The sequence below is a fragment of the Dongia sp. genome (genome assembly GCF_041910485.1).
Classification (GTDB): Bacteria; Pseudomonadota; Alphaproteobacteria; order Dongiales; family Dongiaceae; genus Dongia.
Map to the genome: position 1 here is coordinate 88,506 of NZ_JAYRQR010000051.1, position 17,968 is coordinate 106,473.

The 17,968-nt window shown below is 63.1% G+C and carries 20 protein-coding genes; 11 read left to right on the top strand and 9 right to left on the bottom strand.

Annotation, left to right across the window (positions count from 1 at the left end; all coding sequences use genetic code 11):
• Nucleotides 1-5: 5 nt before the first annotated feature.
• From ACE3PP_RS17675 to phaR, 6 genes are all read right to left on the bottom strand, one after another.
• Nucleotides 6-1,340, bottom strand: coding sequence for a DUF2325 domain-containing protein (locus tag ACE3PP_RS17675; protein WP_374384556.1), 1,335 nt, complete (start codon nt 1,338-1,340; stop codon nt 6-8).
• A 144-nt stretch (nt 1,341-1,484) separates the two neighbouring features.
• Nucleotides 1,485-2,765, bottom strand: a complete 1,281-nt coding sequence (locus ACE3PP_RS17680) for an NAD(P)/FAD-dependent oxidoreductase (protein ID WP_374384558.1) — start codon at nt 2,763-2,765, stop codon at nt 1,485-1,487.
• A 29-nt stretch (nt 2,766-2,794) separates the two neighbouring features.
• The gene (locus tag ACE3PP_RS17685) at nt 2,795-3,376 is read right to left on the bottom strand and encodes a gamma-glutamylcyclotransferase (RefSeq protein WP_374384560.1); all 582 of its coding nucleotides are present in this window, start codon (nt 3,374-3,376) and stop codon (nt 2,795-2,797) included.
• Entirely contained in the window at nt 3,373-4,260 is an 888-nt protein-coding gene (locus tag ACE3PP_RS17690) for a DMT family transporter (protein WP_374384562.1), read from the bottom strand. Before ACE3PP_RS17690 ends, ACE3PP_RS17685 begins: the two co-directional genes overlap by 4 nt.
• A 22-nt stretch (nt 4,261-4,282) precedes the next feature.
• Nucleotides 4,283-5,080 carry an alpha/beta fold hydrolase gene (locus ACE3PP_RS17695; protein ID WP_374384564.1) on the bottom strand — a complete coding sequence of 266 codons (798 nt, stop codon included), beginning with the start codon at nt 5,078-5,080 and terminating at the stop codon, nt 4,283-4,285.
• A gap of 69 nt (nt 5,081-5,149) precedes the next feature.
• Complete coding sequence (gene phaR, locus ACE3PP_RS17700) at nt 5,150-5,791, bottom strand: polyhydroxyalkanoate synthesis repressor PhaR (protein ID WP_374384566.1); 642 nt, start codon at nt 5,789-5,791, stop codon at nt 5,150-5,152.
• A 231-nt stretch (nt 5,792-6,022) separates the two neighbouring features.
• Between phaR and ACE3PP_RS17705 the strand changes: the two genes are divergently transcribed.
• Both ACE3PP_RS17705 and ACE3PP_RS17710 read left to right on the top strand, forming a co-directional pair.
• Nucleotides 6,023-6,622 carry a hypothetical protein gene (locus tag ACE3PP_RS17705; RefSeq protein ID WP_374384568.1) on the top strand — a complete coding sequence of 200 codons (600 nt, stop codon included), beginning with the start codon at nt 6,023-6,025 and terminating at the stop codon, nt 6,620-6,622.
• Nucleotides 6,567-7,652 (top strand): alpha/beta fold hydrolase, encoded by a 1,086-nt coding sequence (locus ACE3PP_RS17710; protein WP_374384570.1) that lies wholly within the window; start codon nt 6,567-6,569, stop codon nt 7,650-7,652. The genes ACE3PP_RS17705 and ACE3PP_RS17710 overlap by 56 nt, the downstream gene beginning before the upstream one ends.
• A 65-nt stretch (nt 7,653-7,717) precedes the next feature.
• On the opposite strand, the gene ACE3PP_RS17715 is transcribed toward ACE3PP_RS17710, so the two are convergent.
• Nucleotides 7,718-7,972, bottom strand: a complete 255-nt coding sequence (locus ACE3PP_RS17715; protein WP_374384572.1) for a hypothetical protein — start codon at nt 7,970-7,972, stop codon at nt 7,718-7,720.
• Nucleotides 7,973-8,148: 176 nt separating this feature from the next.
• Between ACE3PP_RS17715 and ACE3PP_RS17720 the strand changes: the two genes are divergently transcribed.
• The 5 genes from ACE3PP_RS17720 (at nt 8,149) to ACE3PP_RS17740 (ending at nt 12,376) form a co-directional block, all read left to right on the top strand.
• Nucleotides 8,149-8,949: an undecaprenyl-diphosphate phosphatase gene (locus ACE3PP_RS17720; protein ID WP_374384574.1), complete on the top strand. Its 801-nt coding sequence runs from the start codon at nt 8,149-8,151 to the stop codon at nt 8,947-8,949.
• A 142-nt stretch (nt 8,950-9,091) separates the two neighbouring features.
• A complete protein-coding gene (locus ACE3PP_RS17725) occupies nt 9,092-9,415 on the top strand; it encodes a hypothetical protein (protein WP_374384576.1) in 324 nt (107 codons plus the stop codon).
• 5 nt (nt 9,416-9,420) lie between these two features.
• On the top strand, nt 9,421-10,680 hold the full coding sequence (locus ACE3PP_RS17730; RefSeq protein WP_374384578.1) for a pentapeptide repeat-containing protein: 1,260 nt from the start codon (nt 9,421-9,423) through the stop codon (nt 10,678-10,680).
• 103 nt (nt 10,681-10,783) lie between these two features.
• Entirely contained in the window at nt 10,784-11,812 is a 1,029-nt protein-coding gene (locus tag ACE3PP_RS17735; protein WP_374384580.1) for an aldo/keto reductase, read from the top strand.
• Nucleotides 11,813-11,944: 132 nt separating this feature from the next.
• Nucleotides 11,945-12,376 (top strand): hypothetical protein, encoded by a 432-nt coding sequence (locus tag ACE3PP_RS17740; RefSeq protein ID WP_374384582.1) that lies wholly within the window; start codon nt 11,945-11,947, stop codon nt 12,374-12,376.
• A 45-nt stretch (nt 12,377-12,421) separates the two neighbouring features.
• On the opposite strand, the gene ACE3PP_RS17745 is transcribed toward ACE3PP_RS17740, so the two are convergent.
• Together ACE3PP_RS17745 and ACE3PP_RS17750 are read right to left on the bottom strand one after the other, a co-directional pair.
• Entirely contained in the window at nt 12,422-12,922 is a 501-nt protein-coding gene (locus tag ACE3PP_RS17745; protein ID WP_374384584.1) for a hypothetical protein, read from the bottom strand.
• Nucleotides 12,923-13,062: 140 nt separating this feature from the next.
• Complete coding sequence (locus ACE3PP_RS17750) at nt 13,063-13,617, bottom strand: hypothetical protein (protein ID WP_374384586.1); 555 nt, start codon at nt 13,615-13,617, stop codon at nt 13,063-13,065.
• Between the two features lie 228 nt (nt 13,618-13,845).
• Here ACE3PP_RS17750 and ACE3PP_RS17755 point away from each other — a divergent pair, with 228 nt between their 5' ends.
• The 4 genes from ACE3PP_RS17755 to ACE3PP_RS17770 all read left to right on the top strand — a co-directional run bounded on the left by ACE3PP_RS17755 (nt 13,846) and on the right by ACE3PP_RS17770 (nt 17,526).
• On the top strand, nt 13,846-15,030 hold the full coding sequence (locus tag ACE3PP_RS17755) for an acetyl-CoA C-acetyltransferase (protein WP_374384588.1): 1,185 nt from the start codon (nt 13,846-13,848) through the stop codon (nt 15,028-15,030).
• Between the two features lie 202 nt (nt 15,031-15,232).
• Nucleotides 15,233-15,955 carry an acetoacetyl-CoA reductase gene (gene phbB / locus ACE3PP_RS17760; protein ID WP_374384590.1) on the top strand — a complete coding sequence of 241 codons (723 nt, stop codon included), beginning with the start codon at nt 15,233-15,235 and terminating at the stop codon, nt 15,953-15,955.
• 104 nt (nt 15,956-16,059) lie between these two features.
• The gene (locus ACE3PP_RS17765) at nt 16,060-16,551 is read left to right on the top strand and encodes a hypothetical protein (protein ID WP_374384592.1); all 492 of its coding nucleotides are present in this window, start codon (nt 16,060-16,062) and stop codon (nt 16,549-16,551) included.
• A gap of 51 nt (nt 16,552-16,602) precedes the next feature.
• Nucleotides 16,603-17,526, top strand: coding sequence for a DMT family transporter (locus ACE3PP_RS17770; protein WP_374384594.1), 924 nt, complete (start codon nt 16,603-16,605; stop codon nt 17,524-17,526).
• The last annotated feature ends 442 nt before the right edge of the window (nt 17,527-17,968 follow it).

Genomic DNA, 17,968 nt, shown 5'->3' on the forward strand with positions numbered 1-17,968 from the left:
GGCGGTCAGAAGGCGGCGCCGGCCGCCTGTGGTTGCCAGCTCCTGAGGGCGGCAAGGAAAGATGTGAGCCCGGCACTGCGCAGGGGGATGTAGGGCTTGGCCGATTGGCGGCACGCTTTCTTCAACTGGTGCATGGCATCGTGGCTGATGCAATCCACCGGAAAGAAGACCAGCGACGCCTGCGCCACCAGCGCCTGCAGCTGCGTCGACTGCGACTCAAGCCCACCATCATGATGCAGCAAGGCGGCACCGAAGCGCTCGGCAATCGATTTCAGGCGCGCGACGTGACCGGACATGCCGCCGATGTAAAGGAGTGTGCGCCCGGCAAGGTGTGATGCCACGGGTTCTTCGACCGCCCCGTCCAAGCCAAGGCCGGATTCAGCCAGCGCCAATTCCTGCTCCAGTCGCCTGATCGTCTCGCTGGCGTTGGCCAGATTGTCCTGGGCCACCTTCCAGCGCTGATCGGCAGCAGCGAGCTTCTCTTCCAGGCTCTGCCGGCGTCCCGCCTCGGACGCCAGCCGGCGCTCCAAGACGGCCAGCAGATCATCACCGCCGGCACTCGCTTCCTGCACGGTCCCGACGGAATGCAAGCGTTGGGACAGAAGGCGGTCGAGGTCACGGATCTTCGCATCGCGCGCGACCGCGATGTCGTGGATCTGTGCCTGCTGGCGCTCGATCTTGGCTTTGAGCGCCTCATTCTCCGTCTCCATCGCGCTGAGGCGGCGGATATCGGCACGGTTGGCGGCTCCCATCAGATGCGAGAGCATATGCACCTCGCCAAAGGCGCGCTTGGTCAGCTTTTCCGTGACCGACCCATGACTGAGCAAGGCCCAATAGGCGCCGGGAATATCACCGGCCGCCACGCCGTCCTGCCAGAGGTGCAGCAGCTCCTCTTCCATCGTCACCAGATCGAACTTGGCGATGCTGCGCTGATGCTTCCGGTCCAGGGCCTTCTGCAAGGGCTTTGCGGTGCCGTCGCGATAGCCGGCGAGCGTGACGCCGTGCTTGTGAAGGTCATGCTCCGTCATCGCCTCGATACCGGCGATGTTCATTTTGGTGAGCGCTTGGCGCAGCTCGGCTGTCGTCAGGCAGGTGCCGATGATCGAGCAATGCAGCGAGGCACCGAGTTCCCAGATCTTCTGGCGCCGCGTCAGGCTGGCCAGGACCGTTGCGGGCGTTTCGCGCCGCGATCCCGCCTGCGCTGCAGGGCGCAAATTCATCGCGGCATCGGGCAGGGTCGAACGATCGAACAGGGAGCCGAGCGAAAACTGCTCGCGGCGGCTCACTTTGGCCGAAGCAAGACCACCCTCACCCTGGTTGCGGAAAACCTGCAGCGTCATTCGGTTCGCGGGACAACGTTATATCCACTTGAATATATCGCTGGTCAGCCGCCACTGGCAAGCTGGTCCGGTATTTTCGCCGCCTGATGGGTAACTATCTGATTAGGCGCGATTATACCCTGCCTAAGCAGGCTGCGTTCGCCCCTAGAGCCGGTCGCGGAGCGCGTACCACAGCATCGCCGCCACCAGCAGCGGATGCCGCAGCAAGGTCCCACCGGGGAAAGTCTGGTGCTTGATCGCCGAGAAGACGTCGAACCGTTCCGCCGTCCCCGCCACCGCTTCGGCGACCAGCTTGCCGGCCAGGCCCGTCGTCGCGACGCCCTGCCCGGAATAGCCGTGCGCGAAGAAGATGTTGCCCATGCGCCCCAACTGCGGCAGACGCGAGGCGGTGATGGCCAGCATCCCACCCCAGCCGAAATCGATGCGCTTCTCGGCATATTGCGGATAGACGCGGGCGAGATAGGGCTGCACGAAGGCGCCGATATCGGCCGGCGGATGCGTGTTGTAGCGCTCACCGCCCCCAAACAGGATGCGCCGGTCGGCGGAAAGGCGCCAATAGCTGACGACGAACTTGGTGTCGCACACGCAGACATCGTTGGTGATGGCGTCGCGGGCCTCGTTCTCGGACAATGGCTCGGTGCCGACGATGAAATTGGCGATCGGCATGATCTTGCCGGCAATGCGCGGCTCCAAATCGCCGAGATAGGCGTTGCAGCCGAGGACCACATATTTGGCCTGCACCTCGCCCTGCGTGGTGACGACGCGGTTGACAGTGCCCTTGTCGATGCGCACGACATGACTTTGCTCATGAAGCACGGCACCGGCGGCGATTGCCGCCTCGGCGAGCCCTTGCGCATAGTTGAGCGGATGCAGATGCCCGCCGCCGCGATCCTTGACGCCGGCATGAAAAATGTCGGAGCCGAGCTCGGCCCTGGTCTGCCGCTTGTCGAGGAAGGTCGCCCCCTTATAGCCATAGACCTTGTCCAGGCAGGCCACTTCCTCTTCCATCCATTGCTGATCGCGCGCCTTGCTGGCGACATGGAGCGTGCCGGGCTTCAGGTCGCAGGCGATTTGATGCTTCGCCACGCGATCGACGATGATCGCCCGTGCTTCTTCGCTCATGTTGAAGAGAAGCTTGGCCCGCTCTTCGCCAAAGGCAGCGATCAGTTCCTCAGGCCCCTTGCGTAGGCCCAGATTGATCTGGCCGCCATTCCGGCCCGAGGCACCCCAGCCGATGCGCGCCTGTTCCAGTAGCACGACCTTGAAACCACGTTCGGCAAGATGAAGGGCCGCGGACAGGCCGGTGAAACCGCCGCCCACCACGCACACATCCGCCGCGACGGTACCCGACAACGGTTCCAGTCGCTGGAACTTGTTGGCGGTCGCCGCGTAATAGGATTTCTGCGGATGTTCGAACGGACCCATGATGCCCCCGACTTGTGACTGTCGGGGCCTTATGTAGCCGCTTTATCGCCGTCGAGCATGCGTAAAATTCGGTGCAGCGCACAATCGCTTATACCCAGATCGTCAAGATGCTGCACGGTATTGCGCAGGTAATCGATATTGGGACCGGCAACACCGACGGCATCGCGGATCCGGTGCACCACATCCTCGACCGCGAGCTTTCCCGCATATTGCGGGTGCTGCCGGTCGGCCACGTAGGACAGCGCTGTCACATCCTCGCCCGATGGCAACCGCACCTTGAGAAGGCGTGGAATATAGACGCCGGTGATCATCTCGCGCCGATGCAGATAATCGGCGGCGGATTCGGCATCCTCTGGCGCGATCCGATACATGCGGCCGATGCATTGCCCGCCGCGGTCAAGCCCCAGGACCAGGCCCGGATGCGTTTCCGATCCGCGATAATGGGTCGAGATGATGCAGAAGGCGCGGTGATAGCCATAGAGCGTCGCCGGCTGCAGATCGATGAAGGAAAAGTCCGGCCGCCACATCAGCGATCCGTAGGCGAAGACGCGCAGTTCCTGCCCCGGCTCGGGACGGTAGCGGCGACGCTCGATCATTTCCGCTTCGGTCATCGACGGTTCACCAGATAGACACCGACAGCCACGACACCCATACCGCAGAGAGCCAGAGCGTCGAGCCGTTCGTCAAACCAGAAAAACGCGCCAAGGGCAGCACCCGGCGGCGTCAGGTAGAAAAGGCTGGCGACTTTCGAAGCGGCACCACGCTGGATCATCCAGGTGAGGAGCGCGATCGAAATGCCGGACAGCACGATCACGATCCACGCCATCGCCGCGATGAACTGCGGCTGCCAGTCGACTTCGCCGACGCCGACGAACAGCATGACGGGCAGCAGCACCAGCGTGGCCGCGGCATATTGGATGGCGGCACCGGCCTTCAAATCCGCATTGGGGCTGAAGCGTTTCTGATAGAGCGTCGCCGCCGTGATGCCGAACAGCTGTACGAAGGCGAAGAACAGCGCCCAGAGATGTCCGCTGTCGAAGGCCAGCTTGTGCCAGATGACCATGGTCAGCCCGATAAAGCCGAGCCCCGCCCCCAGCCATTGCAGCGGCCGCAACCTTTCGCCCAGCAGCGGTCCGGCCAGGGCCGCCGTGACGATGGGCTGCAGGCCCGCGATCAAGGCAACCATGCCGGCGGGGAGGCCCGCATAGATCGCGCCATAGCAACCGCCGAGATAGACCGCCTGCAGCAGAATGCCGGTGATGACGATATGCATGAATTCGGCCAGTGTCCGCGGCCAGCGCGCGCCGAAGACAAGGCCGATCCCCGCCATCATCGCCGAGGCCAGCGCAAAGCGGATCACCAGCAGAGTGAAAGGCGGCGCATAGGGAATAGCATAGCGCGCCACCAGGAACCCCGTCGCCCACAGCAAGACGAAGGCCACGGGCACGACGCGCAGCACGGCATTTTGCGACGAAACGGAAGAAGACACGGTCACGATACTCGCCGCCTGGACAGCTTTATTTCTGGTCGAGAAGGAAGCTCAGGCACCGTTCGGTAAAGACGTGCGGGAACTCGACATTGCATAGGTGATAGCCGCCCGGCACCACGAAACTCTTGGCACCCGGAATGGCGGCGGCGATCTTGGCCCCCTCGGTGGGCGGCGAGCCCGGGTCTTTCTCGCCGGCGATGACCAGGGTCGGCGCCTTGATGCCGGCAAGCTTCGTTGCCGGCAGGTCCAGGGCTTTGATCGCCTCGCCGCAGCCGATGAAACCGTCGACCGGCGTCGCGGCGATGAGGTCGCGGATCCATTGCGCCGAAACCGGCGCGTCTTTCTGGAATGCCGCCGACAGCCAACGCGACATGGTGCCGTCGATTTGCCCGCCCATGCCGTTCGCACGCACGGCGGCGACGCGCTCGCCCCACATCTTGGCGACCTCGGGTCCTGTCGTTCCGGTGACGGTGCTGGAGAGAACGAGCTTCTCCAACCGACCGCCATGACGGAAGCCCAGATTCTGCCCGATCATTCCGCCGATCGAGAGGCCGAGAAAGTTGAAGCGCTGGATGCCCAGATGGTCGGCGACACCCACCACGTCATCGGCCAGCTGGTCGATGGAATAGGCGCCTGCCGTCGGCACGCTGGCGCCGTGGCCGCGCATGTCGAAGGCGACGACGCGGAAGTGACGGGCGAAGACCGGAAGCTGCAACCCCCACATTTCATGGCTGGTCGCCAGGGAATGATTGAGGATGAGAGCGGGCTTTCCTTCCGCACCGGCCACCGAAATGAAGAAGTCGGTGCCGTTGATCTTCGCGCGCATGCTCTGCCGTCGCCTCAAAAAAAGCGCCGCCATGATCCAGGGCGGATCATGGCGGCGACGGGTTCAAACTCAGTCGGCTTTCTGGCCGGCCTTGGTCAATTGTTCAAGCTGCCGCTGCAGGGCCTGCATCTGGGCCTTGAGGTCGGAAAGCTCCTCGCCGCCCTTGGCGCCGCCTTCGGCCTTCGGCTCCGGCGCCGACGGGCCGGTCGAGCCGACCTTGAACGGGTTCCACATGCTCATCGCCTGCTGGAAGAAGGCCATGTTCTGCTTCGACATCTCTTCGAGCCGGTCGAGCGGCAGGACGTTGGCGAAATTCTCCTTCATATACTGGCGGATCTGATCCTGGTTGGTGGCGAAGCTCTCCATGCTCTTTTCCAGATAGCCCGGCACCAGGAATTGGAGATTGTCGCCATAAAGGCTGATCAGCTGCCGCAGGAAATTGATGGGCAGCATGTTCTGCCCCTTCGATTCCTCTTCGACGATGATCTGCGTCAGCACGGAACGCGTGATGTCTTCGCCGGACTTGGCATCTTCAACCGTGAAGTCGAGCCCCTCGCGCACCATCTGCGCAAGATAGTCCAGCGTCACATAGGAACTGGTGGCCGTGTTGTAGAGACGGCGGTTGGCGTACTTCTTGATCCGCACCGGCGCCTGTTTGTCGCCGGTTTTGGCCTGGTCGCCCTTGTTCTGCTCACCTGGCAAAGCCATCATGTACTCCCCTGCGGTAAAACTCTTAATCACTGGCTTTTTGGCGCCGGTCTCATGGCGCGTTGCAGCAAGATATTCGGAAACTATTCCCGCCGCGGTGGTGCAGCATAGCACTAGAGGAGGGGCATATGGCAATGCGGTCGCTGCAACGCGAAACCGCAATAACAGCACGGCCTTAGCACCGGCAGCAAAGGCGGGTTTCCATGCGGCCTAAGCTGGGGTTATAGTCCCTAAATGACTGAAGAGACGGGAAAGCAGGCGGAGACGCCGGATCTCAAGGAACCTGAGCTTGAGGAACTGGCGCGGCGGCTCCTGGACCTGTGGCAGGACCAGCTCGGCGCCATTGCCGCCAATCCGGATTTGGCTGCCCAGGCGGCACGCCTGATGGCTGCCATGCCTCTGCCCGGCATGTGGCTTTCGCAAATGGGCCAGATGGGCGACGGCGCCAATGCCGACCTGGCCAAATCCTGGACCAAGATGAGCCAGGCCTGGATGGCACAGGATTGGTGGAAAGGGGCAAGCGGCGGCAATGGAGAGGCAAAGACCGAACGATCCGCCCCAGGGTTCCCGCCAGGGACCACGCCTGGGGCCGCGGCCGCTGCCGCAGCATCTGAGCCTCGCGGCGGCGACCTGGACGAACTCAGCCATCGCCTTGCCGGCATTGAACGCCGCCTTGAGCAATTGGCGGAACAGTCAGCCGAACGGAAACGGAAGCCAGCCGCAAAACCCAAATCCGCAGCCGGATCTGCGCGGCCTGCAAGAAAGCCTCGCCGACCTCATGCCGCAGATCCAGAAGGCGGATCCGGCGGCACTGATGGCGGCGCTGCAGGCTGAAGGCCGCCGCCGCTTCGGGCAGTTGCTGACCGGCATTGAGGCTTACCGCCGCCACCCGGCTCGGCGCGATCTCGCCGACATGCCGGTCCTCTGGGACCAGGGCACCACGAAGCTGCGCGACTACCGCACGCCGAAATCCGGCCCGGTCGATCCACGGCGCCCGCGCCTCCTCGTCATCCCGTCCCTGGTCAATCGCTATTATGTGCTCGACCTGGAAAAGGACGGGTCCTTTCTGCGCTGGCTGGGCGCCAACGGCTTTGACCCCTTCGTCGTCGATTGGGACGGTCCGGGCTATGTCGAACGCAGCTTCAGCTTGACCGACTATATCGCCGGCCGGCTGGAACAGGCGCTCGATGCGGTGAAGCGCGAACCGGGCGGGCCGATCTTCATCCTGGGCTATTGCATGGGCGGCGATCTTGCCCTGGCGCTTGCTTTGCGGCGGCAGGCCGATATCGCCGGCCTCGTCTGCCTTGCCACACCCTGGGATTTTCACGCGGAAAACGCCGCCCACGCCCAGATGATGGGCCAGGTCGGCCGTCAGCTCGAACCGGTGCTGCAGATCCTCGAAGAATTGCCGGTCGACATGCTGCAGGCGTTCTTCTCCGGCCTCGACCCGTTCCAGGTGCTCAAGAAGTTCCAGTATTTCGGCACCCTCGACCCGGCCAGCCCGTCGGCGCGGCGCTTTGTGGCGCTCGAGGATTGGCTCAATGACGGGATCAGTCTGGCGGCGCCCGTGGCGCGTGAGTGCCTGTCCAGCTGGTACGGCGAAAACACGCCGGGCAATCTGCAATGGCGCATCGACGGCAAGGTGGTCGATCCGGCCGGCCTCGACCGGCCGGTGCTCAATGTCATTCCCAGCGCCGACCGGATCGTGCCGCCGGGCAGCGCCCGTGGGCTCAGCAAGCGCCTGCGCGTTGTTGACGAGATCGTGCCCAATGCCGGCCATATCGGCATGATGGTCGGCCGCGCGGCGATGCCCGCTGTCTGGCAGCCGCTTGCAGCCTGGATAGAAGGCATTGTTGCAAAATAAGGGACCCGCGCGGTTGGCGCGGGCCCCTCATCAACGGCTGAAATCAATTCTCAGCGCTTCTCGCATCAGCGCTTCTGGTCCGGCTTGATGCCGGTGCCGTGGCTCTGGCCGGGCTTCTGGCCGGGCTGTACGACCTTGCCGTCGCCGTCCGTGTCCTTGCCGACCATATCATCGTCGCGGCCCATGCCGGGCTTGCGGTCGGGATTGCCCTGCTGCTGCTGGCGCTGGCCCTCGTTGGGGGCGCCCGGTCGATCGCTGCGCTGACCCTGTTGCTGCTGGTTCTGGCGGTCGCGTTCATTCGGGTTCTGCTGGTTCGCCATGATCTGGTCCTTTCCATTGAGGAAGTATTGAGGCCGACTGGCAGAGCCATCGACCGTACTGGACCAACCGCCCCACCCCCCAATTGTTTCTCCGATTAGATCGCGCAGGGTCGTGACAAGGGCGCGCGGATGGGTTAGGCCTCCCAGCCCTCTCCTATCCCGTGAAGCCACCTTTCATGAATCTGACAAACTTTGCCGAGGCCGCCCTCCTCGGCGTGGTCGAAGGTCTCACCGAATTCCTGCCCGTGTCCTCGACCGGTCATCTTATCCTGCTCATCGATCTGCTGGGATTTGAGGGACCGACCGGCAAGCTGTTCGAAATCGTGATCCAGCTCGGCGCCATCCTCGCCGTCTGCTGGGTCTATCGGCAGAAACTCATCGGCACGCTGGTCCATCTCCATGACCGGCCGGAGGCGCGCCATTTCGCTGCCGTCATCCTCACCGCCTTCATCCCCTCGATGGTCATCGGCGCCCTCGCCTACAAGACCATCAAGGAGGTGCTGTTCTCGCCGCTCATCGTCTCCAGCATGCTGGTCGTGGGCGGCATCGCCATGCTGGTGATCGAGAAGCTGCGCCCAGCCCCGCGCTTTCATGCCGCCGAGGAGGTGAGCCTCAAGCGTGCTCTTGCGGTCGGCCTCTTCCAATGCGTCGCCATGATCCCCGGCGTCAGCCGCGCCGCCGCCACCATCATGGGCGGCATGCTGATGGGGATCGACCGCCGGACTGCGACTGAATTCTCATTCTTTCTCGCCATCCCAACCATGCTGGCGGCAACAGTCTTCGATCTGTGGAAAAACCGGCATGATCTGACGGCCGACGGCTTGTCGCTGATCGGCATCGGCTTTGCGGCGGCCTTTGTCACCGCCCTCATCGTCGTGCGCTTGGCGATCGGCTTTGTCAGCCGGCACGGCTTTGCCCCCTTTGCAATCTACCGGATCGTCATCGGCCTGCTGATGCTGGGGATACTTCTTTATTAGGGCGAATATTAACGTTCATTGCAGCGCGGTAATATTCCGAGGCGCTTCACTTTATTCCCAGCAACGGTTACCGTGACTTCGGGTGTGATCCCGCTGACCGCCGCCTTCGGCCGTCGGCGGTATTCCGGGGGACTGATTCAACATGATTTCCGAATGGCGCCGTCTGGTCTTTTCGATGGACGAGCTGGCGACGGCAATTCTGCAATATCTCGTGACCACCAATAAGATCGGTGAAAAGGAGAGTCTCGGCCGCATCGTGATCGCCGGCGAAGACGATCTGCAGGTCAACATCACCCTGAAGGGCGGCGAGAAGCCGGAAGGGCGGATCGTCGAACTGAAGAGCGAGATCCTGGGCGCCCTGCTCCTCACCCACTGCATCCGCTCGAAGATCCCGGTCGCCAAGCGGGCGAAGAAGGCAATCATGCGGCATGAAGACAAGCTCGCCCTCATCTTGAGCATCGACTGACCGCCATGGCCGACGATTCAGTCCTGGCAGCAGATGAACTTTGGGGGGCGCTCGCCGCCCACCGCCTGTGGCTTGCCAAGGAGAAAGGCGGCCGGCGGATCGATCTCTCCAAATTCAGCGTCGAGGGCGTGTCGCTGCGCGGCGTCAACCTTGCCAAGGCGAAGATGGTGGGGGCCCGGCTCGTCAATTGCGACCTCGTCGGCGCCAATCTGCACGGGGCCGATCTCTTCGGCGCCGATCTCTCCGGCACCGACTTGAGCGGCGCCAATTGCGAGGATACCAATCTGCGCGGTGCGCAGCTCAAAGGCGCCAACTTCACCAAGGCGCAGCTCTCCGGTGCCGATCTCCGCAGTGGCAATCTCCTGGTCGATGGCGGCGCCACGGCGCTGCGCGACAAGTCGGAGATGCACGAGCTGACCTTGAGCGGCGCCAATCTCGAGCGCGCCAAGATCAACGGCGCCGTCATCCGCAACGCCGATCTCTCCGGCGCCAATCTGCGCGGGGCCGAAATGATCGGCGCCGACCTCTCCGGGACCCAGCTCAAGGGAGCGGATCTTTCGGGCGCCAACCTTTCCAATGCCGATCTTTCCGGCGCGCGCCTCGACCATGCCAAGGTGGCGGGTGCCAAGCTCGACCATGTGACCTTGAAGGACACGAACCTTTTCGGCGTCGACCTCTCGACCGCCATTGAGGGTTACGTCGACGCGTCAAATGCGTTGCAGGTCGATGACAGTCCCGACGCGATCGTGAAGCTCAAGGCCCTCATTACCGCGCATGGCGAATGGGTGGCGACCGGCGGGGCCAAGGGCCAGCGCGCCGATTTCTCCGGGGCGGATTTCTCCGGCCTCGACCTCTCCGGCAGCAAGCTGACCGGCGCCAATTTCACCAACGCGAAGCTGCGCGGCACGATCCTCAAAGGCGCCAGCGCCAATCTGTGCAATTTCAACAGCACCGACCTCACCCGCGCCGATTTTTCGGGCGCCGAGCTGCGCGGTGCCAAATTCACCGAAAGCGTTCTCGAAGGTGCCCTCTTCCGCGAGGCCGATCTGTCGCCTGAGGTGATTAAGATCAAAGGCCACAAGGACGCGGTCTATCCCAGCGTCATCGCCGATTGCCGTTTCAGCAAGACGGATTTCACCAATGCCAAGGCCGACGGCATCAAGGTGGAGAATTTCAAACTCTCCGGCATCATCGCCGACATGGATTTCATGGACCTGATCCAGGCGGCGATCGATGCGCAGAAGGAACTCGCCGTCAAAAGCTGACCGCGACCTTCCAAGACCCCAATCAGCTTGTGGTGGAAGAAGCCCGCCCGCAGGGTCTAAGCTCCGCGCCACGTTCCTCGCAAACGATCAAGGACATGGCGTCATGGAATATCGCTCGCTCGGCCGCTCGGGCCTCAAGGTTCCCGTTCTGAGTTTCGGCACCGCCACCTTCGGCGGTGGTGATGAGTTCTTCGACAAATGGGGTGCTGTCGATCAGCAGGCCGCCGACCGTCAGGTCGCGATGTGCCTCGATCACGGGCTCAATTTCTTCGACACGGCGGACGTCTATTCCTCGGGCCGCGCCGAGACCATCCTCGGCGCCACCTTGAAGGGGAAGCGCGACCAGGCGCTCATCTCCACCAAGGCCACCTTCGCGATGGGCGACGGCCCCAATGAGCGCGGTTCGTCGCGCCATCATCTGGTGAAGGCGGCGGAGGCGAGCTTGAAGCGCCTCGGCACCGATTACATCGACGTCTATTTCATGCACGGTTTCGATGCGACGACGCCGGTCGATGAAACGCTCTCGGCTCTCGACGTTCTCGTGACCAGCGGCAAGGTGCGCTATATCGGCTGCTCGAATTTCAGCGGCTGGCATGTGATGAAGTCCCTGGCCACGTCCGAGAAGAACGGCCTTGCCCGCTATGTCGTCTATCAGGGCTATTACTCGCTGATCGGCCGCGATTATGAGGAGGAGATCCTGCCCCTCTGCCTCGACCAGGGTGTGGGCACGATGGTCTGGAGCCCCTTGGGCTGGGGCCGCCTCACCGGCAAGATCCGCCGCGGCGCCTCCGATCAATCCGGCCGCATCGCCAAGGGCGGTGCCGTCGGCGGCCCGCCGGTCGCGGACGAGTTCCTGTTCCAGGTCGTCGATGCCCTCGATGCCGTCGCCAAGGAAACGGGCAAGACCGTGCCGCAGGTGGCGCTCAACTGGCTGCTCTCGCGCCCGACCGTCTGCAACCTGGTCATGGGCGCCCGCACCGAGGAACAGCTCAAACAGAATCTCGGCGCCGTGGGGTGGAAACTCTCAGCGGACCAGATCAAGCGCCTCGACGCCGCCAGCGAGAAGATCCCCGTCTACCCCTATTGGCACCAGCGCGACTTCCCCGAGCTCATGCCGCGGGTCGTGGGATAAGGCGCACATGACGCGCGGGGCGGCCGGCGATTGTGACCGCCTGCCGCCCCGCATCAATAAAACACGCCACGATAGAATGAATGTCCTATAATAGATGTCATATCGGCGGAAATTTTGGATCGGGATCTATCGATGACGCGTAAACGAATACTGGCGGCCCTCCTGCTTTCGGCCACCCTTTTCTCAGGGCTTGTTGCGGGCATCGGCGCGGCGGCGGCCGAGGATTTCGCCATCATCGATCCGGTGAAGAATCCAGCCAAGGCGCGTTTCATGGCGATGGCGCAGGAGCAGTTCAACAAGGACCCCGACGCGATGTTCAACACCTCGCGCATTGCGGCCCCCAACCGCCAGGCCGTCTTCGAATGCGGCATGAAGTCGGTGCTGGCTGATATCCCCGAAGCCGAGGTCGCGCGCCTCGTCGACATGATGGAAGGCCGCGCCCCGACAGATCCCAAGCTCGCCAAATGGTTCCAGCTCGACAAGACCGAGAACCCGGAACGCCACGCCCAAGTCACCCAGCGCGCCAAAGCCCTCTGCCCGCAGTTCGCAAATTTGATGAAGTAGGGTTGGCCCGAAGAAAATGTCGGCGCGAATCTCGATCGGCCGCGATTAGATCAGTTCGCGCCTCAATGTTCTGCCGCTGCCATATTCGATATCGATGACGAACCATCGGCAGGCGACCCGGTCAAAATAGCCTTTGACGATCAGGATCTGTTTGACGCCGTCTATGGACAACGTAACGCGGGCGCTGTTGCCAAAGCTGTACCACCACGGCCGCTCTGTGACTTCGATGAGTGTGATCGCGGCGCCTGGCCTAGCGCCGGGACCATAGATGAGCGCGCGCGTTAGTGCATCGGCAGCGTCTTGAGACGCGGCGTCCGTTGAAGTGGGGCGGGTCTCCTCATAGAGTTGCCTCATTTCCGCAGAGAGCAGGTTTCGAAATGGATCGGTGCCGGGGACGGATTCCCCCTGCGGCGCCGTTCGGCTTTCGTAGAATGACTGCAACCATGCGCCGAAAGTTGGAATCGCTTGCTGAGCCTGAGCGCTCGGCGGGATGGTAAAGAAAAGCAGCAAGGCGAGACAGAAACGCTGAGAGATCGATTGAGTCATGCATCTACACTCATTGCGTGTCCCACATGATATACACAACCGAGCGCGATTGTCACCAACATTGCTTGATGTAGTGAAGCCTTTGGATGGTTATGTGCCGCATTTGCGGGCCATAACGGCAATGGAAATCTATCGATGCGCTAATTGCCGTGCCGTTCCAGCCTCTCCCTCAAACTCTCCCCGCTTCCCTCGCCGTAATCGATATCGGCGATGCGCCAGGTGAAGAGTTCGGGGACGTATTCACCCTTCAAGGTCAGGTCGCGTTCGTTGCCGTTGATGGAGATCGTGACGAGCGCCAGGTTTTTGGTGACGAGGCCTTGCCACCAGGGGGCCTCAGTCACACTCACCAATTCGATCTCGCGGTTGGGGAGCGCGCCCCAGCCGAAGACGAAATCGAGGATCGGGCCTTCCGGTGTGTCGGAAGGCAGTGGCTTCGCTGCCGCCTGGTCGAAGAGCCTTTGCATCTCGTCGGTGAGATAGTGGCGGAGCGGGTGGCCGAGGGTTGCATCGAACCCTGCCGTCTCCGCCGCCGTGGCGCGCCCCTCGCGCAACGCCCGCGCCGTCAATTGCGCGCGGTAGAAGCGTCGGGCCCAGACGAAGAATGGGGCCGGCGGCACGTCGGCCAACGCCGCGCGCCCGGAGGCGCCCAGCGTCGCGGCGGTGAGGAGGCATTGCAAAAGGGTGCGGCGTTTCATCACGCTTCCGTCGCGCGCCCCTTTCGTCCGGTTCGATCCGGTCGACATTATCCCAAACCGCCTCCCTTCTCTGACTTGTCGCTTGACCGCATCGCCGGTCCGTCGTCCGATGGTTGCGCTTACAGCGACCCAGAGTGGACGAAAGTAGGCTTGCAGCCGACCCGATTGATCCCGTAGGGTTCTCGCTGCAATGCAACAAACGTAAAAATTCCGCCGGAGGATGAACCCATGGCCAACCCGAATGATGTCGTCATTACCGCCGCCGCCCGTACGCCGATCGGCGCCTTCAGCGGCGCGCTTTCCAGCGTGCCGGCGCATGTTCTGGGCCAGGCCGTGATCAAGGATCTGCTCGCGCGCTCCAAGGTGGCGCCGGGCGAGGTTGATGAAGTCATCCTGGGCCAGGTGCTGGCGGCCGGCGCCGGGCAGAACCCCGCGCGCCAGGCTGCGATCGGCGCCGGCATCCCCAATGAGAAGACAGCCTATGTCATCAACCAGCTGTGCGGCTCGGGCCTCCGCGCCGTGGCGCTCGGTTTCCAGGCGATCCGCAACGGCGACAGCAACATCGTGGTCGCGGGCGGCCAGGAAAGCATGAGCCAGGCGCCGCATTGCGTGCATTTGCGCAACGGCACCAAGATGGGCAACACCGATCTTGTCGACACCATGATCAAGGACGGGTTGTGGGATGCCTTCAACGGCTATCACATGGGCAACACGGCCGAGAACGTGGCGCAGAAGTGGCAGATCACGCGCGACCAGCAGGACCAGTTCGCGGCGGCCAGCCAGCAGAAGGCCGAGGCCGCGATGAAGGCCGGCAAGTTCAAGGACGAGATCACGCCGGTCACCATCGCCGGCCGCAAGGGCGATGTCATCGTCTCGGAAGACGAATATCCCAAGCACGGCACCACGGCGGAATCGCTTGCCAAGCTCCGCCCCGCCTTCTTGCGGGAGAACGGCACCGTCACCGCCGGCAATGCCTCCGGCATCAATGACGGCGCCGCCGGCACGGTGCTGATGTCGGCTGCCGAAGCAGCCAAGCGCGGCCTCAAGCCGCTTGCTCGCATCGTCAGCTGGGCGACGGTCGGCGTCGATCCGGCGATCATGGGCTCGGGTCCCATCCCGGCGAGCCAAGCGGCCCTCGCCAAGGCGGGCTGGAAGGCCAGCGACCTCGACCTCATCGAAGCCAACGAGGCCTTCGCGGCACAGGCTTGTGCCGTCAACAAGGAACTCGGCTGGGACACGTCGAAGGTCAACGTCAATGGCGGCGCCATCGCGCTCGGCCATCCGATCGGCGCCTCGGGTGCCCGCGTTCTGGTGACGCTGCTCCACGAAATGCAGAAGCGCGATGCCAAGAAAGGCCTCGCCACCCTCTGCATCGGCGGCGGCATGGGCATCGCCATGTGCGTGGAACGCTGACGCTTGGGGTGCGTGGAGAGATAACGGCTTGAGGCCCTCTCCCTTCAGGGGGGAGGGCATTCGCCCGCCGCAGCAAGTTGCGGAAAATCAGCAAAAGACGGCCTTCCCGGCAAAGTCCGGATGGCCCAAAGGCAAGAAGATCGGTCACGCGGAATGAATCCGGATCAGACCGACCCCACAAAAATCGACCAGGGAGGATTGCATGCAAAGAGTGGCAGTTGTGACCGGTGGCACCCGTGGCATCGGCGAGGCGATCAGCGTGGCGCTGAAGAAGGCCGGCTACAAGGTGGCCGCCGTCTATGGCGGTGACGAGGCGAAGGCCAAGGCCTTCACGCAAGAGACGGGCATCGCCGCCTACAAGATCGACGTCTCTGATTTCAAACAGGTGAAGGACGGCATCGCCAAGATCACGGCGGAGCTCGGCCCGGTCGATATCGTCGTCAACAATGCCGGCATCACCCGCGACGGCACCATGCACAAGATGACGCCCGAACAATGGGAAGCCGTCATCCACACCAACCTCTCCTCCTGCTTCAACATGTGCCGCTGCGTCATCGACAGCATGCGCGAGCGCAACTTCGGTCGCATCGTGAATATCGGGTCGATCAACGGCCAGGCCGGCCAGTACGGCCAGGTGAATTATGCGGCGGCGAAGTCCGGCATCCACGGCTTCACCAAGGCGCTGGCCCAGGAAGGCGCGGCGAAGAACATCACGGTCAACGCCATCGCCCCGGGCTATATCGACACCGACATGGTGCGCGCGGTGCCGCCGCAGGTCCTCGAAAAGATCGTCGCCAAGATCCCCGTGGGTCGCCTCGGCCAGGCGTCGGAAATCGCCCGCGGCGTCCTTTTCCTGGTCTCGGACGATGCCGGCTTCGTCACCGGCTCGACCCTCTCCATCAATGGCGGCCAGCATATGTACTAGGGAAAATCTCCGCTAACGCCTTGTTTTAGCGATATTTTCTGAAGGTCCACCGCTTGTTAACCATTACCTGCCTAATATGGGGCAGGTAATGGACAAGGTGGATCATGGCCAAGGCCCCCAAGGCTGAGAGCGAGGACAGCGGCGAAACAACGATCACCGTCGAGCCCTCGGATCTCGACGAACTGACGCATGCCGAGATGCTGGAACTCTACCGCGCCTCGGCCAACACGATCCGCTTCGCCAAGCACCAGCAATGGGGCACGCTCCTCGGCGCCCTGGGTCTGTTCGTTCTCCTCGGCCTCACGGGCGACTATGCCTCGAAGACCGGCTTCCTCTTCAAGCTCTGCATCATCATCAGCCTCGTGCTCTCGGTGGGCGCCATCTATTCGCTCATCATTTATCAATTCTGGCAGAATGCCGAACGCGAGAAGATGAACATCATCGCCGAGCGCTTCTCCAACCTCACCCGCCTCATCCGCGGCTTGGTGACCGAGCGCGAGCGGAATTTCCACCGCTATGTCCTGCTGTTCTTCATGATCATCTCGATCGTACTCGGGAATTGGCTGCTCATCGTCTTCCTGGCCCCCCGGACTTGATCCTGTTGGAACCTTGACGATTGATGCCCGGCTTGCGATAGCAGGCGGGCCATGACTGAAACCGCCCTTCCCGCCTCGCCCCAATCCGCCACCCGCCGCGCCACGATGATCGGCGCCATCGCCGTCCTGCTCTGGGCGACCCTGGCCCTCTTCACCTCATCGACCGGCGCCGTGCCGCCCTTCCAGCTGATGGCGATGACCTTCGGCATAGCGTTCCTCTTCTGCTGTTTGAAGTGGGCCCGGGACGCGTTGACGGTGGGGGCCGCCGCCTTCACGTTCTTCCGCCAGCCCTGGCCGGTCTATGCGATCGGCATCGGCGGCCTCTTCCTCTACCACCTCTTCTATTTCGTGGCGCTCGATCATGCCCCGGCGGTGGAGGCGAGCCTCATCGCCTATCTGTGGCCGCTCCTCATCGTCCTCTTCTCGGCCCTCCTGCCCGGCGAGAAACTCTATTGGCAGCATGTGGCCGGCGCCCTTATCGGCATGAGCGGGGCAATCATCCTGCTGCTCTCGCGCGGCACGCCGGCAGCCGACCAACCAGCGGGTGAGTTCATCGGCTATGCGGCGGCCTTTGCCTGCGCCTTCACCTGGTCGATCTATTCCGTGCTCTCGCGCCGCTTCGGCTCGGCGCCGACCGATCTCGTCGGTGCCTTCTGCGGCGTCACCGCCCTCCTCGGCTTCATCAGCCATTTCCTGGTCGAGACGACGGTCTGGCCCACGGACAATTGGCAGTGGATCGCCATCGTCGCTTTGGGGCTGGGTCCCGTCGGCGCCGCCTTCTTCGTCTGGGATTACGGCGTGAAGAAGGGCGACATCAAGGCGCTCGGCGCCATCTCCTACGCCTCGCCCCTCATCTCGACGCTGCTCCTCATCGCCACCGGCAAGGCGAGTGCCACGATGGCGGTGCTGCTCGGCTGCCTTGCCATCGTCGGCGGCGCGATCCTCGCCGCCCGCGACCTCTATATGAAGAAATAGGCGCTTATGTTCCTATTTTGTTCTTGACGTTGTCGATGAAGTAGGCTATTATTCCCTTAGCGCGCACAATACCGATCAAGCGGTCCCAGGCGGGACCATCTGCAATCGCTCGGCTGTCACCGGCACAGGCTTCAGAAATGGGGCGCAGGCCGGTCCCAATTCGAGGGGGCAACCTCTCGACGCTCATGGCCGGGCAGCGCTTCGCCCCGGTCCCCTGGCAATGCCCCGTTGTCCCGCACCTCAAAAAGGCGGGGCCGCGTATGGGAGAGGCATGCCGGCCAGAGGAGGGGCTTCGTTCCTCTTCCCCGTACGAGCCTGGGAAATGCCTCGCCCCTGACCGGTTGGGACAAGGCCGGTACCTGGCGCGGCAGGATAATCCGACGCAGCCGCATCGGCGCGGCCAAACGCCGACCATAACTGCCCGAGCGATTGCAGATGATCC

Excerpts from the sequence above, each read along its gene's own strand:
- ACE3PP_RS17675 (WP_374384556.1), bottom strand. The coding sequence starts at position 1,340 with ATGACGCTGCAGGTTTTCCGCAACCAGGGTGAGGGTGGTCTTGCTTCG.
- ACE3PP_RS17680 (WP_374384558.1), bottom strand. The coding sequence starts at position 2,765 with ATGGGTCCGTTCGAACATCCGCAGAAATCCTATTACGCGGCGACCGCC.
- ACE3PP_RS17685 (WP_374384560.1), bottom strand. The coding sequence starts at position 3,376 with ATGACCGAAGCGGAAATGATCGAGCGTCGCCGCTACCGTCCCGAGCCG.
- ACE3PP_RS17695 (WP_374384564.1), bottom strand. The coding sequence starts at position 5,080 with ATGCGCGCGAAGATCAACGGCACCGACTTCTTCATTTCGGTGGCCGGT.
- phaR (WP_374384566.1), bottom strand. The coding sequence starts at position 5,791 with ATGATGGCTTTGCCAGGTGAGCAGAACAAGGGCGACCAGGCCAAAACC.
- ACE3PP_RS17705 (WP_374384568.1), top strand. The coding sequence starts at position 6,023 with ATGACTGAAGAGACGGGAAAGCAGGCGGAGACGCCGGATCTCAAGGAA.
- ACE3PP_RS17710 (WP_374384570.1), top strand. The coding sequence starts at position 6,567 with ATGCCGCAGATCCAGAAGGCGGATCCGGCGGCACTGATGGCGGCGCTG.
- ACE3PP_RS17715 (WP_374384572.1), bottom strand. The coding sequence starts at position 7,972 with ATGGCGAACCAGCAGAACCCGAATGAACGCGACCGCCAGAACCAGCAG.
- ACE3PP_RS17720 (WP_374384574.1), top strand. The coding sequence starts at position 8,149 with ATGAATCTGACAAACTTTGCCGAGGCCGCCCTCCTCGGCGTGGTCGAA.
- ACE3PP_RS17725 (WP_374384576.1), top strand. The coding sequence starts at position 9,092 with ATGATTTCCGAATGGCGCCGTCTGGTCTTTTCGATGGACGAGCTGGCG.
- ACE3PP_RS17730 (WP_374384578.1), top strand. The coding sequence starts at position 9,421 with ATGGCCGACGATTCAGTCCTGGCAGCAGATGAACTTTGGGGGGCGCTC.
- ACE3PP_RS17735 (WP_374384580.1), top strand. The coding sequence starts at position 10,784 with ATGGAATATCGCTCGCTCGGCCGCTCGGGCCTCAAGGTTCCCGTTCTG.
- ACE3PP_RS17740 (WP_374384582.1), top strand. The coding sequence starts at position 11,945 with ATGACGCGTAAACGAATACTGGCGGCCCTCCTGCTTTCGGCCACCCTT.
- ACE3PP_RS17745 (WP_374384584.1), bottom strand. The coding sequence starts at position 12,922 with ATGACTCAATCGATCTCTCAGCGTTTCTGTCTCGCCTTGCTGCTTTTC.
- ACE3PP_RS17750 (WP_374384586.1), bottom strand. The coding sequence starts at position 13,617 with ATGAAACGCCGCACCCTTTTGCAATGCCTCCTCACCGCCGCGACGCTG.
- ACE3PP_RS17755 (WP_374384588.1), top strand. The coding sequence starts at position 13,846 with ATGGCCAACCCGAATGATGTCGTCATTACCGCCGCCGCCCGTACGCCG.
- phbB (WP_374384590.1), top strand. The coding sequence starts at position 15,233 with ATGCAAAGAGTGGCAGTTGTGACCGGTGGCACCCGTGGCATCGGCGAG.
- ACE3PP_RS17765 (WP_374384592.1), top strand. The coding sequence starts at position 16,060 with ATGGCCAAGGCCCCCAAGGCTGAGAGCGAGGACAGCGGCGAAACAACG.
- ACE3PP_RS17770 (WP_374384594.1), top strand. The coding sequence starts at position 16,603 with ATGACTGAAACCGCCCTTCCCGCCTCGCCCCAATCCGCCACCCGCCGC.